General features: G+C 37.8%; 12 protein-coding genes and 3 pseudogenes. All 15 read right to left on the reverse strand.

Annotated features, from left to right (window positions below):
• Positions 1-607: 607 nt before the first annotated feature.
• Positions 608-1,081 (reverse strand): ParB/RepB/Spo0J family partition protein, encoded by a 474-nt coding sequence (locus tag CW734_RS13465; RefSeq protein WP_101191017.1) that lies wholly within the window; start codon positions 1,079-1,081, stop codon positions 608-610.
• Positions 1,082-1,199: 118 nt separating this feature from the next.
• Complete coding sequence (locus tag CW734_RS13470) at positions 1,200-1,979, reverse strand: glycerophosphodiester phosphodiesterase family protein (RefSeq protein ID WP_232787066.1); 780 nt, start codon at positions 1,977-1,979, stop codon at positions 1,200-1,202.
• Positions 1,980-2,534: 555 nt separating this feature from the next.
• The gene (locus tag CW734_RS13475; protein WP_101191019.1) at positions 2,535-3,266 is read right to left on the reverse strand and encodes an SIS domain-containing protein; all 732 of its coding nucleotides are present in this window, start codon (positions 3,264-3,266) and stop codon (positions 2,535-2,537) included.
• Positions 3,267-3,287: 21 nt separating this feature from the next.
• Positions 3,288-3,557 (reverse strand): phosphocarrier protein HPr, encoded by a 270-nt coding sequence (locus tag CW734_RS13480; RefSeq protein ID WP_101191021.1) that lies wholly within the window; start codon positions 3,555-3,557, stop codon positions 3,288-3,290.
• A gap of 19 nt (positions 3,558-3,576) precedes the next feature.
• Positions 3,577-4,299, reverse strand: coding sequence for a GntR family transcriptional regulator (locus tag CW734_RS13485; protein ID WP_101192199.1), 723 nt, complete (start codon positions 4,297-4,299; stop codon positions 3,577-3,579).
• Between the two features lie 5 nt (positions 4,300-4,304).
• The gene (gene nagB / locus CW734_RS13490) at positions 4,305-5,045 is read right to left on the reverse strand and encodes a glucosamine-6-phosphate deaminase (protein WP_101191022.1); all 741 of its coding nucleotides are present in this window, start codon (positions 5,043-5,045) and stop codon (positions 4,305-4,307) included.
• A gap of 5 nt (positions 5,046-5,050) precedes the next feature.
• Entirely contained in the window at positions 5,051-6,211 is a 1,161-nt protein-coding gene (gene nagA / locus CW734_RS13495; RefSeq protein WP_101191024.1) for an N-acetylglucosamine-6-phosphate deacetylase, read from the reverse strand.
• Positions 6,212-6,273: 62 nt separating this feature from the next.
• Positions 6,274-8,187: an N-acetylglucosamine-specific PTS transporter subunit IIBC gene (nagE, locus tag CW734_RS13500; RefSeq protein ID WP_101191026.1), complete on the reverse strand. Its 1,914-nt coding sequence runs from the start codon at positions 8,185-8,187 to the stop codon at positions 6,274-6,276.
• 254 nt (positions 8,188-8,441) lie between these two features.
• A pseudogene (gene galE, locus CW734_RS13505) lies at positions 8,442-9,394 on the reverse strand (UDP-glucose 4-epimerase GalE).
• Positions 9,395-10,052: 658 nt separating this feature from the next.
• Entirely contained in the window at positions 10,053-11,063 is a 1,011-nt protein-coding gene (gene galE / locus CW734_RS13510; protein ID WP_101191027.1) for a UDP-glucose 4-epimerase GalE, read from the reverse strand.
• Between the two features lie 89 nt (positions 11,064-11,152).
• Positions 11,153-12,226: an N-acetylneuraminate synthase family protein gene (locus CW734_RS13515; protein ID WP_101191029.1), complete on the reverse strand. Its 1,074-nt coding sequence runs from the start codon at positions 12,224-12,226 to the stop codon at positions 11,153-11,155.
• 497 nt (positions 12,227-12,723) lie between these two features.
• Positions 12,724-12,963, reverse strand: a complete 240-nt coding sequence (locus CW734_RS18495) for a hypothetical protein (RefSeq protein ID WP_198551091.1) — start codon at positions 12,961-12,963, stop codon at positions 12,724-12,726.
• A gap of 692 nt (positions 12,964-13,655) precedes the next feature.
• Positions 13,656-13,787 (reverse strand): annotated as a pseudogene (locus CW734_RS20095) (cytidylyltransferase domain-containing protein); the annotation flags it as partial.
• A gap of 1,256 nt (positions 13,788-15,043) precedes the next feature.
• Positions 15,044-15,157, reverse strand: coding sequence for a hypothetical protein (locus CW734_RS20100; RefSeq protein WP_157824196.1), 114 nt, complete (start codon positions 15,155-15,157; stop codon positions 15,044-15,046).
• A gap of 530 nt (positions 15,158-15,687) precedes the next feature.
• A pseudogene (locus tag CW734_RS20105) lies at positions 15,688-15,819 on the reverse strand (hypothetical protein); the annotation flags it as partial.
• Positions 15,820-19,008: the final 3,189 nt, after the last annotated feature.

Consider the following 19,008-nt stretch of genomic DNA (forward strand, 5'->3'; position numbering starts at 1 on the left):
CTCCAACTGACTGCCTCCGGATGTTTGTCGGCCAAGACTATGACATCCGGAGGTTTCTGTTTGTCTTTATCCCCCTAGCAGTGAACACAGCACACCTCCCCATTTCTATATTCATCGTCAGTTTCGAGAACAGCTATCCGATTCATCAATACGCCGCAATCATTATCGCGGCATATTACCTTCTTCCACGCCTGAGAGAAACGCCAATCAGCGAACACGAAGCTAATGGCTAGTCGACCCAATCGGGCTCTCGCGGCAGTTGATCTCCAGCGAGTGCATTCGGATTTCTTCTAGCCGCTAAAGCGGAATAAAATTTGTCGCTCTATTCTAACTTTTATCATTATATAGTTTTTATGGTCTACTTGTATAGATATTTTTTCCTTTTTTAAACGAAAATGGTCATTAGTTTATTAAAGCTATTATGACCTGTGAAAATGACTAGAGTTAAGCTTAATTATGCCGTTTTCTAGCTTAATTTAAGCAAAAATAAGCGTATTTCCTTCGCTGCAGATTACCTCCACTTTGCGGATTTGATCAAAAAAAGCCTGCTTTTCAGCAGACTTCTTTCAACAATCCGTATACAGAACCTGAAAATGTATTAAATCCTCTACACTTTCATCTGTCCGACCACAGCCCACTGGCCCCATCCTTTTTCAACCTGTTCCAGCTTCTCGTTCCAATACTTCACATACATCATGTCTGCTTGTTCGCGTGCGAAAAATTGGCGGTGCTGTTGTTCGGTCAAATAATAAGCCGGGAGTTCCGCTACGCCCATACGCCTCGCTTTCGCCACGCGATGATTGCCGTCGATTAACTTGAAAAATTCCGGACGCATCCAAACAATGATTACCGGCTTCGTAAGATCCGCTTCAAGAATCCATGCCTCATCCAAAGAGTCCGAATCCGTCCCTTTTGAAGGCGGCGCGATTTGTACGACTGACAAATCGACTTGGTCCAAATTGTTGTCAATCCACGTTTGCACATGCGTGATATTCCAAGTGAATGGAAAACCGCCGAACGTTTCATCATCGACCACCGGTACACAAGGCGTAAAGTTTCGATTCGCTTTTAGTTTTCTCATCCGCTTACCTGCTTTCTGAATTATGTCTTGCACAGGGACAAAACCAAATACAAACCCTCACCTTACAGCTTTTTTTTGCCCTGAAATTGTGCCGTGCACAGGGACACAATTTTAATGTTCACCATTTTAAACTGCTAACAGCTTCGATATCATTCGTGAAGATCCCAGTTGCTCCCCGGGATTTCAGCTTCTTCCCTACTGCCAGTTTGTCGACAACAAAAGGATGGACCAATAAGCCGGCTTCTCTTGCAGCAGCAATATAGGCCTCGTCCGCCTCCCTGTGGCTAACGCCAATACCGACGGCATATTCCCTATACAACTCAAAAGTTTCAGGGGAAGGGATTACTTGCTCCGAGTCGTCTATCAATTGGATGAGTGGTATATCGCCGTCCAATTGATGAATCGTAGTTAAACTGTCTGCACTAAACGACTGGATAATCACTTTGCCTTTCGATAGAGACTCGTCCAACAACTCAAACTGATCGAGCAATTCCAGCAGCTTCTCTTCCATTTCTTCACTTTCAGCCGGTTGCTTGGTTTCAATGTAATAATTGGCACTGTCACCGAAAGCTGTAAAGATTTCCTCAAGCGTCGGAACTTGAATGTCTACATACTCATCTTTCGCTATGTCCGGCTTTTCGGCATTAAACCAGGATCCTGCATCCAGTCTTTTAATGTCGGCCAAGTCCATTTCCGCTACTTTTCCGCTGCCATCGGTCGTGCGGTCCACAGTATCGTCATGGAAGGCAACCAGCACACCGTCTTTTGTCATCTGTAAATCAATTTCAATAAAATCTGCACCCATATCCATCGCCAGTTGATAGGATGCCAACGTATGCTCAGAGGCAATTGCGCTTGCCCCCCGATGAGCAATCAAAAGAAAGGCATCTTCATCCAATAAAGCAGACTGCTGATCATTTTTAACAGCATCCCCCTAAAATATACACAGCTGCACAGATCATCGCTACCACTAGTATAATTAACAATTTTTTCAATATTATCACCATCATTCACATTGTCGTGTTGTGTATACACTAAATCATCTTTGACACAGGGACGCGAATTTTTAATACTGCTATACTATGATTCAAAACGATCATTATGGTTTTTGGGAAGACGCCTCCCGTCAAGCTACTGGTAACAGCCGATACATAGGGAGGCGCATTTTCTTTTCTCCAGAGTTATTGAGGACATTATACCCGTCAACTTCTGGACAAACAATACTATCAACTTTTGGTCATTATGAAACAGCATTACCCCTATATAAAAATCATAAAAAAAGCCGAGATTCAACACCCTTTGTGGGCTTGAATCTCGGCTTTTCTTGTATTAAATTGTGTCTTGCACAGGGACAAAAACGTTCGAACTCCTCAACAAATCCCCACCCGACAGTATTTCCGTTGTCAGAATCTTTCCGTGCACAGGGACACTAACTACTACAACCACACAACCACTACAACAACAAAATCCGCTCCCGATACTTCTCAATGAGCCGCGTATTATGCGCATCCGCTCCATCAATATTACCGCTCAAAAAAATGGGCGGCGCAAAGCCGGAATCAGCCATACGCTTAATAGCTTCCGCGAAAATGGCATTTAACATCGTCGCGCCGACCACCGTGGAAGTCGGCCCAAAGGGAACCTCGACAGTTTCATAAGACAAAATCGCATCGCCTGACACCGAATGATTATCGATAACCAAATCAACTGAATCAGACAAGTACTTGCCAGTGTCATGACGCGACGATTGGCTACCCGAATAGTCGAGTGATGTGATACCAATGACAAACGCGCCTTTCTCACGAGCCGCGAGTGCCACATCTACCGGCACCGGGTTGCGGCCGGAAGTGGAGATGACAAAAACCACATCGCCAGGACGGAAATCCTGTTCCTCCAAGAACCCGCTAGCGTAGCCGTTCTCCCGCTCCAATTGAGAAGATCGGACCGCACCTTCGTGCAGCATAAGCGGCTCCACAAAAATCGGCTTGACCGGCACCAATCCACCGGCGCGGTAGAATACTTCTTCTGTCAAAATATGCGAATGGCCGCAGCCAAACAATTGAATGATGCCACCTGCGTGGATCGCCTCGGCCACTTTTTCGGCCGCCACAAGCATCGCCGGCCCCGCTTGTTTTTCCACAAGCTCCAAGCGTTCCTGCACTTGTTTAAAATAATCGCTTAACATCGTATATCCACCTCAACTTACTTACACTTTCCCAAGACCTTCCGCTACGATCAATTCTTCCACTTTGGCCATAAGGGATTCTTCATCGCTGCCATCGGCTGTAATTTTGATCGTGTGGCCTTTTGAGACGCCGAGTGACATGACGCCCATAATGGACTTCAAGTTTACTTCTCTTTCTTTATAGAGCATTTTGACATCTGCAGAAAACGGCGACACCGCTCCTACTAATTTCGAAGCTGGTCGTGCATGTAGCCCTTCGTCGCTGATGATGGTGTACGTTTTTTCAATCATGTCCATTTCTCCTTTGCGCTTACCGCTGAATTTCGGTCGTGAATTTATAACGGTCGGCCCGGTATGTGCTGCGGACCACTTCAAATGGCAAATCGCCTTCTAGAAAGCTGATGCGTTCGATTATCAAAATCGCTGCGGGCAGTTGAATCTCCAATAAATCGGCATCCTCTTTTTTCACAAGACCAGCTTCCATGCGCTGTGTGGCGCGGCTGATTTTCAGCTGCTGCTGGTTCTCGATGACCGCATACAACGAGCCTTGAAACGACTCTTCCGTCAAATCCGGAAAGCGTTTGACCGGCAAAAAGGTGCGTTCAATGGCCATTGGCTTGTCGTCCGCAAAACGAATGCGCTCAACAAAATACACTTGGTCGCCGTGGCTCAGCTGCAACTCTTGTGCGACATCGGATTCCGGTTCCAGGATTTCAAAGCCGATCAGTTTGCTGCTGGGCACCATGCCGCGCGACTCCATGTCTTCCGTGAAACTGGTCAAGCCATTGAGCGGCTGCTCCACTTTTGGAGAGGCCACGAACGTGCCGCGCCCTTTTTCCCGGTACAACAAGCCGTCATTGACCAAATTGGTGATCGACTGGCGCACCGTCATGCGGCTGACCGCAAAGCGTTCGGACAGTTCGCGTTCGGAAGGAATCGACGTGCCGACGGAAAAGTCGCCTTGCTGAATTTGCTGCTTCAGCTGTTCTTCTATTTGAATGTAAATGGGAATCGGCGATTGTTTGTCCAGCACAGCCATCACTCCTTTTCTGCCGCAGCCAGGCTATAGGCTTCCTTGTCTACTATGAGTGTAACATGCGGATGCTTCCATAAAAACGACACCGGAAAATCTTCACTGACCCCGCCAGCCAAAAACCGTTTCACTGCCGGCGCTTTCTTTTTGCCGGAAGCCAGCACAAGAATTTGTTCACTTTTTAGAATTGACTGAATGCCCATCGTAATGGCATGCGTCGGCACACTATCCAGGTCGTTAAAAAAACGCGCATTGCTGATGCGTGTCGATTCTTCAAGCTTAACGCAATGAGTCACACTCGTTTCAGCTGTACCAGGTTCATTAAATCCGATATGGCCATTTGTCCCGAGTCCCAGAATCTGCAGATGCGGCGGGCCGATTCTGTCAATCAAGGCCTCATAACGCCGGCATTCGTCTTCTACCGGAGAAGCTGTGCCGTCTGGAATATGTGTGTTGTCCAGCTGAATGTCGATGTGCTGGAATAAGTGGTCATTCATAAAATAGCGGTAGCTGTTCGGATGATCCGCTGAAAGTCCACGGTATTCATCCAAGCTGATCGTTTGAACTTGCTTGTAAGAGATATGGCGTTCACGGACGCCGCGAATCAATTGCTCGTACAGGCCGAGCGGTGTCGATCCGGTGGCAAGTCCAAGTACCGAACGGCTGTTGTCCAGGATCTGCTGTTCCACTAAACTTGCCGCGCTGCTGCTCATCTCTTCGTAGTTTTCGACTCGTATCAGTTTCATTACAGTCATTCCTTCCTGTAGGCGATTGTTCCTCTGCAAATGGTCAGTTGGACGTTCAAGTCGTCATCCAAAATGGCGATATCCGCATCCGCACCGTCACGGATCTTGCCTTTATCCGCTAGGCCCAGTTCGTTTGCCGCATTGGCGGATGTCATAGCCACCAATTCATTGACGCTGCAGCCGGTGATAGATTGGACATTTTGAATCGCTCTATCCATCGTCAAGATGCTGCCAGCTAACGTGCCATCCGCGAGCCGTGCGTCTTTGTTGGTCACTTGTACATCCTGTCCGCCTAAATCATAGACGCCTGGGGGCAAGCCTTTTGCGCGCATGGCATCGGTAATCAACATCAAGCGCTCGGCTCCTTTTTGACGATACGCCATTTCGACGGACGCAGGATGGCTGTGAATGAAATCGGCAATGAGTTCGACCATCAAACCCTGTTCCATTAACGCCGCTCCCACAACACCCGGCTTGCGGTGATGGAACGGGCTCATTTGGTTATACAGATGCGTCACGTGACTCGCACCGGAACGAACGGCTGCCTGTACTTCTTCGAATGTGGCATCGGAATGGCCGATGGAGGCAACGACCTTATCCTCCGTCAGCTTTTTGATAAACTCCATGGCACCTTGGGTTTCTGGCGCTAAAGTTACCAAACGGATCTGGTTGCCGCTCTTTTTTTGCCATTCACGAAATGACGGATACGAGGCTTCAACAATATGTTCAATCGGCTGCGCCCCTGCACGCTCTGCAGAAATAAACGGTCCTTCCAAATGAACACCAAGCATCTCTGCCTGCCCTTCACTAGCTTGAAACTCACGGATATTTTCTAACGCCGCTGAAATGGCCTCATCCGATTGTGTCATCGTGGTCGCGAGAAAACTGGTCGTGCCTTCTTTCGGCAAAGCTTCCGCTAAGCCAATTAATGCTTCTGGCGTTGCATCCATCGCATCATGCCCTGCCGCCCCGTGGATATGGACATCGATAAATCCGGGAAACGCTGTCCAGTTTTTGCCGCTTGCTTCTATATGAACGTCCGCTTCGACGTCGATCTTTTCAGCCACGCGGCTTATTTTGCCGTCTTCGATGAGGATATCCCCTACAACACTTTCTTCCACCGCATCCGCAATGGTGATGCCCGAAACCAATAGGCTGTTCTTCACGTTGATCCCTCCTTAGGAAAAACCAGGAAAATCGCAATGGATGTCCTGGCTTTTCTACTTTTCTATTCAATTTTTACAATGGAATGGGTTCCTTGCGGTTGATCGCCATCTTTCAAGACGATGACTTTTTGGTCTATTAGATTGGTAAAGATGACTGGCGTTGCGAGAGACGGTGCATTGGCATCCAAGAATTCCAGATCCAACTTCAGCAATTTGTCGCCGCGCTGGACCAATTGCCCTTGTTCTACGAATAGCTCAAAGCCTTCGCCGTCCAGTTTCACCGTATCCAAGCCGACGTGGATCAGAATTTCAATGCCGGTATCGGTCTCGATGCCGATCGCGTGCTTCGTCGGGAATACGCTGACCACACGGCCGTCAACTGGTGAATGAAGAACGTTTCCAGTTGGCAAGATGGCAAATCCAGGCCCCATCATTTCTTTTGCAAACACGTCATCCGGCACTTCCGAGAGCGGAATGATTTTCCCTTGGATTGGCATTTCGAAATCTTTCGGGATGATTTCTTTCATTGCCGGTTCCTCGCTCGTCGTTTCTGCGACCGCTGCGGTTTCCGTACCCGCCTCAGGAGCCGGGTTGCCGCTTGCCACACGCGGTTTCATTGCATCTCCTAGGAATTCCACAGCCGTTCCGATGACTACTTGTACATTTGTTTTATTAATTTTCATGACGCCCATCGCCCCATGACGCTTCAGCGCTTTTTCATCGACGAGATCTGCATCTTTCAGCGTCATGCGCAGACGCGTCGTGCAGTACTCGGTCGCGACAATATTATCCGCGCCGCCCAGTGCTTCAATGGTGTGATACGCCCGAACATCAAGGGCATTATCGCCTGAACCTAGATTGTCTGCATCCTCGTCTTCGTCTTCACGGCCAGGTGTTTTCAAATCCAGTTTGACGATCAAGAAATAGAAGATGAAGAAGTAAATGACGCCGAACACGAGTCCCACCAACAATAAAATGAGCGGGTTGGTAGCGAGTCCGAAATTCAGCACATAGTCAATCGCTCCGGCTGAAAAGCCGAAACCGTGATGAATATCCAAAGCATAAGCGACCATCATCGATACGCCCGTTAGTAGCGCGTGGACAACATACAAAACAGGCGACAAGAACATGAACGTAAACTCAATCGGTTCGGTGATCCCTGTTAAAAATGACGTAAAGCCGATACTGAAGAACATCCCGCCAACCAATGCTTTGCGTTCTTTTTTCGCTGCTGCGTACATCGCAAGACACGCAGCCGGTAAACCAAACATCATGATTGGGAAGAACCCGGACAGGAATGGACCTGCCGTTGGGTCTCCTCTAAGGAAACGGTTAATTTCCCCGCGCACGACTTCTCCACTGGCAGTGGTGAATGTGCCAAAATCAAACCAGACAATTGTATTGATAACGTGGTGAAGCCCCGTCGGCAACAACAGGCGGTTCAAGAACCCGTACGCGCCAACGCCAAACATGCCTGCATTCAAAATCCAGTTGCCGGCACCGTCAATAAGATCCTGGATCGGAGGCCAGGCAACACCGAGCACACCCGCCAAAATGGTCATGGCGGCTGCGGTGATAATCGGCACAAAACGCCTGCCGCCGAAAAAGGCCAGCCATTGCGGAAATTTCACATTATAGAATTTATTGTACAAGAGACCTGCGACAATCCCGGAAATAATTCCGGCAAAGACGCCCATATCGATCGTCTCGTTGATCGTGACAATCGCGGAGGTCAACACCAGATACGCAATCGCACCGGCCAATGCCGCTCCCCCGCTGCCATCATGTGCAAGCCCCATCGCAAGCCCCATCGCAAAGATGATCGCCAAGTTATCGATAATCCCCGCACCAGCTGCCGACATGAACGGGATCCCAAGCAAATCATCCTGTCCAAAACGCAGCAACAAAGCCGCAGCCGGCAATGTCGCTATCGGGAACATCAACGACTTCCCTATTTTTTGAAGAAAACCAAACATAAAATTTCCACCCCTTTATGTATTCTTAAACTCACCATATCTTCAAGAGGTATAGTTGTCTATACCAATTTAATAAATAATGAAAATAAAGTAAGCGTTTACCTTGTGAGTATTTAAATCTGCATGCAGAAAAATGGTTAGTCAGATATTTCTTAGTAAGATTATTCTCAGTTAATAAAGAAATAGAAAAGCCAGTAATCGGTTCTACCGACTACTGGCTTTTCACTTTAAATTGTGTCGTACACAGCCAAGCTCTATTTTATTTCTTTCGAATGCCATCTCCAAGCACTACCAATAATCTCTTCCAAATCAAAATGAGGTTTCCAGCCAAGCTTCTCCTCAATTTTCTTAGAAGACGCCACTAAAGTTGCAGGGTCACCTGGACGGCGATCAGCATAATCAATAACTGCTGATTTCCCAGAGACTTTTCACATACCTCAATGATTTCTCTAACGGAATAACCAGCGCCGTTCCCAAGGTTAAATACCTCATTGGCTACTTCTTTGTTAACCAGACCTTCATAAGCTAAGATATGCGCATTAGCTAAGTCAGTAACATGGATATAGTCTCTTACACATGTACCGTCTGACGTATCATAATCTGTACCAAATACAGAAATTTGCTTACGCTCCCCGAGCAAATGCTGCAAGACGATTGGAATTAGATGTGTTTCGGGATCATGACTTTCTCCAATTTCTGCTGACTCATGAGCTCCAGCTGCATTGAAATAGCGTAATACTACATACTCTAAATTATGTACATCTGAAATATCAGACAAGATATCTTCTATCATCAGTTTCGATTTGCCGTAGGGATTGATCGGATTCGTAGCTGTATCCTCTGTGATTAAATCGGTGTCTGGAATGCCGTAAGTAGCGGCCGTTGATGAGAAAATGAATTTACCTCCGTACTCCATCATTTTATCTAAAAGAGTAATAGTAGCGCTGACATTATTCTTATAGTACTTTAAAGGATTTTAACAGACTCGCCGACCAAGCTATTTGCTGCAAAATGGAATACCGCATCAATATCATATTTCTTAAAATGCGATCTAACACTGCTGAATCTCCTAAATCGCCTTGTTCAAAGGTAGCTTTGTCATTTAATAAAAGGGATAACCAGTAGTTAAGTTATCCAAAATGACGACATCGTATTTACTTGTCAATTCTTTTACGGTGTGGCTACCAATATATCCGGCGCCCCACATACTAAAATCGTCATATTATTCTCCTTTATATCTTTATTGAAATATAATCTTTTAGTTAGTTAGTTAAAATTAGCACGACGAGTCAACATATTTTAACAGAAAACTCCCACATCACCATAAAGTTATGATTTATTTTTCTTGCTTTTGAGCTCAGCTCGATGTTTTGGCTAATTGCTTCTGCTTTAGCACTGGTCTTCGTAAGCGAAAATACAATCATCAGTGTCATTATTATAAGTATTGAAATTATCATCAGCATGGCATGACCACATTGTTTTAGTATTTGGTATCATGTATGTTCCTCTTACTAAAACATCAAAACATTAGATATGTGAGACCAATACCTCAACCTTACCTTATAATTTGTAGTTTGTTACTGTGACCATGACCAAAATGATAAAACTAGCACCTTTGCTTCCACTGATTTCTCAACTCATTTCCAGCGTGAAGCATATAGTATGTTTGTAATTCTTTATTAGAAGTCCAAGATTTCATAAAATTTAGAGAAGGTCTTTTATCTTACTCATTAGAAAATTTTAATTTATTTCATTATAATTCCTGTTGGTATAAACTTTTACTTTTCAGCTTCAGAAAACTGACTTTCATTCACATAGAATACCTAAAAGGCTTTCTATTATTAGAAACTCCCCAAATATCAATATTAAGTTATTATTTTTTCTTCGGTATAACTTTTCTCAAACCGCCATGAGTCTCGACACATGATGATGATATCCCGTAAAGCTCTCCACCCTAGTTCTTTCTCTGCTTTTGAAACATCTGCATAGCACGATGCAATATCCCCAGATCTTCTGTTTGTAATTTCATATGGAACTGAAATATTGTTTGCTTTTTCAAAAGCATTGACTAATTCTAATACACTTGTACCTTTACCGGTACCTAAATTATAAACATTGATTCCAGCAGTTTGATTTTCTAATGCCGCGACATGACCATTTGCAAGATCTACAACGTGAATATAATCTCTAATCCCTGTGCCATCAATTGTTTTGTAATCATTTCCAAATATCCATAATTTTTCAAGTTTCCCTTTTGCAACTTGAGTTATGTATGGCATTAAATTGTTTGGTATTCCGTTAGGTGATTCTCCAATTAGACCACTTTCATGGGCTCCAACTGGATTAAAGTAACGTAGAATTGACAAAGAAATTGAGGGGTTTGCATTTGCAATGTCAGATAAAATTCTTTCACTCATAGCTTTCGTTTCACCATAAGGATTAGTTGTAGGTAAAAGATTCATCGTCTCAATAAAAGGTACCGAATTTTCTCCATATACAGTGGCAGAAGAACTAAATACAAATTTTTTTATCTGAAATTTCTGACAAGCATTTGCTAAAACCATAGTGCTAACAAGATTATTATGATAATACTCAAATGGTTTCATTACTGATTCACCTACAGCCTTATATCCTGCAAAATGAATAACACCGTCAATATCATGACTAATGAAAACTTCCTCAACCAACTTTTCATTAGTGACATCAATTTCATAAAAAAGAACTTCTTTGCTTGTGATCTTGGATATAGTTTTAATGGTTTCCTTTTTACTATTTGATAGGTTATCAGCAATGATTACTGAGTGTCCGGCATCTAATAAAGCTACACATGTATGCGATCCAATGTATCCAGCACCACCGGTTACTAAAATATTCATATTTCAAACCCTCATTTCCACAGCATAATTTCAATATCTTTATCTTAAATCTATTTTCAAAATATTAAAGAATTTAACTGCTATCTTGATTATTCTTTCTCTATCATTTCATATTTTAAGATAGAATCATTAGTAATGTTAACTGCAGCTTTTTTCCCAATAATATTTTTTATATCTGATGGTGGGATACCGGTCCCTGGCCTTTTGAACGTGAGCATATCATCATCAATTATTTGACCTTTTTTAATGAAGCCCACAGAGACTAAAGATCTTCTTGCATTCTTTCTAGAAGCTAACTCTGTTTCTAAATAATTAATAGCATATGAGCCTCTAATTTCTTGAATGAAATCAATACCCTTAACAATTTTCCGTGCGTCGTTTGGATCCATGGCATGATAATGATCATTTCCAGGTAATGTCTTATCTAAAGTAAAATGTTTTTCTACTACAATGGCACCTAGATTAAACGCTGTTTTAATAATATCTGCATCTATATCTGGTTTTGTGTGATCCGAATATCCAACAATTACATGAGGATACCTTTCCTTCAAACTGACTATCTTATTAAGGTTCGCATGGTTGGAGGGAGTTGGATATTCTAGTACACAATGCAACAATATTATAGGTTGGTCATTATATTCTCGAATTGTTGCTAGTGTTTGGTCAATTTCATCTACATTAGCTGCTCCAACCGATAATAAGATAGGCTTACCTTTCTTAGCTTGGTATTCAACAAAAGGTAAGTTGTTTAGGTCAGAGGAAGATATTTTGTAAACATTCATCAAGTCATAAAGGTAATCAGCTGATTCTATATCAAATGCGGTTGACAAAAACTCAATTTCTAAATCTTCGCAGTACTGAGCTAACTCTTTGTAGTTTTCATAAGTAAAACTATCAAATTTTTTGAATAATTCATATTGTGATGTAGTTGTTTCCTCACTAGTATCCCAATAAGATGGAGATTCTTTGGCGGCTAAAGTTCCAGCTTTGTATGTTTGAAATTTAACTGCATGAATCCCTGATTCTTTGGCTTCCTTTACCATTAATTTGGCTGCTTCCATCACTGTGATATTCAATTTTTTAGCTATATCGTAATAGTTGACACCAATTTCAGCTATTAGAACGAACTTACCTTCTTTTGCTCTGTTAATAATTGTATTCATTACTTCTAGTCCTCCTTTAAAATTATATCTATTACTCTGTTTATCCCTTTTTTCAAATCGTAGCTTAACATAAGCTCTCGCATTTCATATCTAATTTGATCAGCTTCTACTAACCAGTTAAAAGTAGATTTAATTGTTTCTAAAGATATACTTTTCCAATACCTAAGTTTAAAACCCATTTTGCATCTGTTTAAAAGTATGTAATTGTTCTCTCATTCTGAGCCAAAACAATTGAAGGAATCCCTAATGAGGCTAATTCAAAACAGTTCTTCCCTGTGAGGTGAAAGCCAAGTCAGCTTTTTCATATAATCACTGACTCTTTTTACATCTTTAAGAACAAATATTTTCTTTTGCTGATTAGTAACTATTCCATTCTCATCTCCATCATAACCTTTGCCAATAATGAAATTGAATTGTATTTAGGATCTATCCCATTTATCTTTGATGCCAATTCGTATATTTTCTTCGTTAAATTAGAAGGATCCGTTCCTCCAAAATCACCAATATGGTATTAACACTTTTGTGAACTCTTTAGGTTTATTAATAAGAAATTCATCCCTGAGACAAACATAATTCTCACCGTAATATTCATTAGGTAACTTTATTTCTTTATTGTAAAGCGCATTTATTACTGCGTCTGCATACTCTGCACCTGCACCTAAATCTTCTATAGTAATAACCTTCTCCACTAAACTTTTAACTTTTAATATATTCTTCACTTGTATCCAAACAATCATTTATTACTACATCAGCATTCCAAGAAGTTAAAAGTTAAAAATCCTCGTCAGACTTAATGAGAACATAGGGCATAAAACTGCTTTTAATTTTATTTATTCCTTCTAAATGTTCTTCATTAGCCACAAATATTACTTCATGAGCCGTCAAATTATAAGCTAAAGTTAAACAATGGTAAATATGTCCCATGCCAAGTTCTTTAAATCCATCTACTCTAAAAACTACTCTCTTTTCTTTAAAACACTTTCACATATAACCCAATCATTATTAGTATCTATATCAATTGATTCTTCTTCTGGTACTTCGTAAATTGAAATTACATTCCCCATTCTACTTTCGTCTGTAACGTATTTTCTTTTGGTGATAAAAAGCACCTGTTTCGATGTAGTTTTCAGGCAACTCTTGCCTGTTCATTCTTTTTCATATTTAGGTATAAATTGGTTTTTGTATTTGGCCCACGCTAAATGGGGTGCATTAACTGCACTTATATACGTATCAGCATCGCTATTTAAAAACTTTCAATTGCATTATTTAAAGTATCACTTTTCAGTAAGGGTGATGTAGGTTGTAAAGTTATTACAATATCATACGAAATCTGTTTGAATTTCTCCATTTTCTCCACAGCATCATACACTACGGGGTCTAGAGTAACTCTGTCATTCGATAGTTCCTTATCTCTTTTAAACAATCTACCCTAATTTATTTTGGCAATACTTTGAATTTCTTCATTATCCGTTGTGACTACAATATCAGTTACTAAACCACACGACTTTGCGTTTTCGATAGAATAAGTAACTAATGGCTTACCGTTCATTAAACGCACGTTTTTCTGGGTATACCTTTAGATCCTCCACGAGCTGGAATTATAACAAGAATTTTTATTATTCACACATAAAAGACCATTTCCTTTCAAGAACTTTTCTTTAATAGTATTACTAATTACTTATTGGGAGTAATTAGCTAAGAAAAGCTAATACCTATACAGTCAATTCAAAGTCTAGATTTTCAAACAGATAAAGTTGATAAACGCTTAAGATAGTTTCAGTAGTAAGTACATAAAATCGAATTTTAGAATTCAAACATAAGCTACACAAACAAGAACACCTTAGCGATATTACTTTAACTTACAATATTTAAAAGGACTATTTGTTGTAACACATTTGATAGCTAGCTCGAAATATAATTTGTATATATTGGAAATTAAAACAACTTTTCAAGAATCCGATTATCATTTCTAATTATTGAAATGATTCATTCTCAATACCGCTGTATTCTAAAAAGAGATTTTATAAACTCTAACACTAAACAATAGCACCTATTTTTAGTGAATCATGTCTTAATTTCTGAAATAAAGTCTTTACTTAAAACCAAACACCAAAATTAATAGAAATTATCTTAATTAAAATACTTTTACAAATGATTAAATGATCTATTTCGAAGTAAAACAATCTGGTACTGGTATAAATTAAAAGCAGGAGAGAAGTTTTAAACTCTTCTGTTTGTTATTTAAAATTATATTTGTACTTTATATTATTCAAGCAATTTATTATTTAATATTTTTAAAGTAAATAAAACCAATAAATATTAAAGAAAATATTAATAAATATCTGATTATTACCAAGTTTTCTATTAAAAGAATACTATAATGATTAAAGAACCTTGAATGATTGATATAAAATGAAATTTAGCACCAAAACGTTTACCTTTATAATTTTGTTAGTAATAATGTAATGAAATAGAAAGAGCAAGAAAAAGAAATCACTGTGGTAATTGCAGCAGCTATAAAACCATATTGGGGAACAAATATTATATTTAGAATAATATTTATCAATGCTGAAGAAATAGTCCCAAGTGAAATTAATCCTGTTTTTATAGAAAATTCCACATTGACTTCAAAGATATACATAAATTGAAAGTAATAAGCCATAAAATCCATGGAATGATATATAACCCAGCCCAGTATTCTTCACTAGCCATTATTTTAATAAGCTCAGGAGAAATAAAAGAATCAGAGTGAATAATAGACTAAATATATTTCTATAAATTTTGCTCTTTCCAATAAGATCGAAAATTGATTGTTATTTAATTTTCATACATCCAGGGAACCCATGCTTCATTAATTGAAATCATTAATACACTTACAATCATTCCAATGTTATACGCAAAGCTATATATGCCCGTTTCTGCATCACCAATATATTTATTATGGCTATTCTATCAAATTGAGCATTTTATATTTGATAGATTGTGCAAAATTAAAGGAATTGATAAAGATAGTCCATATTTCCAGTATCTCCAGAAAAAGTTTACCTCTTTTTAAAAGTAAATAAACAGCGCAGAAAACACCTAGCAAAATTATTACAATCCATGAACCTAATATTTGACCTAAATATTTGTTTTCTTCAAAAGTTGATTATGAAAATATTGAAAGAAATAATCCTAATAAGGAAAATAAGATATTGATTACTGATGCTGTTTTATATTTATAATCAAATTTAAGTTTTAATAAAGTAAATTGACGTATAAAAGAAAAGTAAGCTTGGAATACCATTAAAAGAAAAGTAGTTTTGTTAAATTAGTAATTTCTAGAAAAATCCGTTAAATATGATAAAAATTATCAAATAAAATAAGAATAAAAGAAAAGATAAAAAGTTAGACTTGCCAAGAAATTATCATAGTCATCTTTAAAGTCATATTTTCTACCGACATTCACTACTAAATTTAAACTAAGGATTATAGTGAATAAAGCTACCCATGTATAATAAAATAAAAACAATTCCATATTCTTCTGTAGTCAAAAGTCTTGTAAACACTGGTATCGTTAGAAATTCCATACCTCTAACGAAGAAATTAGATAGTGTGTACCACCCCTCCTGCTTCTACTACTTTATTTAATTTCACCTTTTAAACTTCACAATAAACATTCCCTATTTTGGTTAATGTACGAAATAGTTGTAATTAATTTAAACTCACAGACATTTTTACGACTTTATCAATTTATCTTAAAAATACACACGATTATTTCTTAATTAATCTCATTAAAAGCATAGCCTCTTAAAAAGGTAACGTTACATATAAAATATTACACGCTATCTAATAATACTTAATAAAAAGAGATAGTCTCTTAAATAATATTTAATTTTAGTGTTCATGAATAATTGAAGTTTTCATCATTTTAATTACTTTATTACAATATATTTAAGTTTGGGCGGTTAAATAAGAGCTTTAGAAATATTGAATCGTTTTACCCGATAAAAACGCATCCTAAAGATTCTTCGTAAATCAAAAATTTTAAAACTAAATTCTACCAGAAGGATTTAGATAGATCCTTTCTTATTAATTACTTTGTGAAACTCACTCTCATTCAAATTTGATAACTAAAAATTCACAGTATATATGATTCTTACTATTGTTTTATGACTACTTCCTATATTGGATGATAAGTGAATATTTAAAGAAAATTTAGTTTAAAATTATGAATACAAAATCAGGCTCAGATGGATAAGTTACAATTTGTAGATCAACCGAACTTTCTACCGATTTCTTTCTTCAAATACTGTGACTATTCCTGAAGCTTAGGAAAATCTTTATTTAAATTTTAAAATCCCCTTCCACCATCTAAGTGTGAATAATAATCGTCATATATTTGAGGTCAATGGCTAATAAAATCTAGTATTTATATTTATCCATCAACATAAGTTTGTAAATATATGTTTTAAGATATATAAGTAATACTCTGGAAATTCATGAGTAAATTTTAATTCCTTTTAGCTTTATAAGACTTTTGTTCACCTTAGGAAGATGAAGAACAAGTATCCAAAACCAAAAACCAGTATTCAGCATTGAATGCATTATGATCGAATTAATTAAGTACGGAAAGATGTATTCTATATTTTCTTTAATATAATATTTATCAATTATTTTCGATAAAATAAGTAAATATATTAAAGCAAATGCTATTCCTGTTTTAATAAATATATTAAGAATATTATTATGTGTCTGAACCAATCTTACACCACCATAAACAGAGTGTTCCGATGTATTTATTGAATCAATACCCAAATAACTTTTAATGTCATTATCATAACCATAGAAAAGTAAATATTCTTCTTCTATCAAAAGTTCTACTGCCTTAATATTAGCTAAAATCGAATTTTATTAGATGAATCATTTAGTCCTTCTTGATAGTCCTGTACATTAGTTGATGCAACATAATTAGTCCAAAATAGGCTAAATATGAATGAAGATAAAGTTAAAATAATCAAAACAGTTACTGTTTTCTTAAAAGAACAGTTTGTTTCAATACTAAAATTAATTTCTTCATATACCTGGTTAAATAGTATAAAAACCATAAGAAGCAGACCCCTGCTACCAACGATAAAGACTGAAACAATCACCAATACTTTCCTAAAAAGTATTGGTTTTTGACAAAACAAGAAGAATAAAAATAAAATTACACCAGTGTAATTTTTATCCCAAGTAGTAATAAAACTGAAATTCTCTACATCATCAGTAAAGTTCAAAGTATACTGAATCAATATCCCAATAAGCATTAGCACATATATAACCTAGAAAAACTTATATTTTGTGCTTTACTCAAGTCAATATTATTACGGTAAAAGTAGAAAATTATAGTTAAGAGAAATAGATAGTTTAATATAGAGTAAGTTTTAGTATATTGACTAACAAAAGAATTATAATTAAAGTGAGTGAAAAGTAAATGTATAACAAAATATCATTTTATTGAACTTGATAGATAAATTTTGCTTTGCTTATATATCAAAGTAATAACTATTAAAATTGCCGTAACAATAAGATATAACACATCTATGTATTTTTGGTAATCAACTGGAATATAGAAAAATACTAACAATATATAAATAAACACAACATATACACTTAAACTATTTAAGCTAATTTTCACAAAATCAATCCATTTCCTTTATAAAGCGTCTTTTAAGACAAATCGCAATTCTGGGTTTTTCATCTTGATATAATTTTAATACCTTATTACGAATTTCCTGTTCACTATTTAAACTGAAAATCTATAGCCTCACAAGTATTAAGAATAAATTTAAAACTTCCTTCGATTTCTTTTTGTCCAGCCCCAATATTTATTACAAATTTCTTTTTGCTTTTCACTAATTTGTTCATCAAAATCTTTAAACACCTTAAAAACTTCTTCTTTTCTAAAAAGAGCTCGTAGCTAATACGCTTTCAGATTTTAAATCTAGATCAGTGGCCCTTTATATTCTAAATCTTGTTTTATTACAGTGTGAGGTTTTCCCATGGCAACAGAATATCCTATATGAGTACCAATACTATTTGAAATGGTATGATCACTAATCTCAATAAAGGTTTTAATCGACTCAAAAATAAGGATCTTCTCTATAACCGTTTGAGACTACAGTAAACCCTTCGTTTTTATAAATTTCATCTCTTCCAAGCAAAATATCTTTCCAGTATAGACAAACTAAAACAGTATTGAAGTCGTGCGCATACTTTATTTTATTTATTTCTTTTATGAAACTTTTAATGTCATAATTAGTAACTAGTCTATCGATAGAATGAACCGGTAATACTAACAATGTTTTTCCAAGTTTTTCTTTAAGCAAATTCACTTTAGTTTCATTGTAAAAACTTTCAACATAACTAATGTATGGACCAACTAAAAACTGGCTTTTTGTTTCATTTTAATATGTTTTTCCTATTTTCACTAAATGTTATTACCGCAGGAAAGCCGCTTTTACTTGTTTCCTTTAAATCAACGTAGCTTCCAAAATAAACACCATGTTCTATACAAGCATTTATTTTACGATGATGTCCAGCATATTTTCTGAAGGCGCTTGAAATGCCATAAAGAGAATTTCCTTTATATAACTCTTCGCATTTAAAATGTTTTTCAATATGGCTTTGTAATTCAAAATATCTGCAAAGGAACTATTCTTATTTACATTACTAAAATTTAATTTTTGAAGTAAAATACACTATTACTGTAATTAACTATAACTTTTTCGAAACCTTTCATTTTAAAATTTTATAAGAAG

This window comes from Planococcus sp. MB-3u-03 (assembly GCF_002833405.1).
Taxonomy (GTDB): Bacteria; Bacillota; Bacilli; order Bacillales_A; family Planococcaceae; genus Planococcus.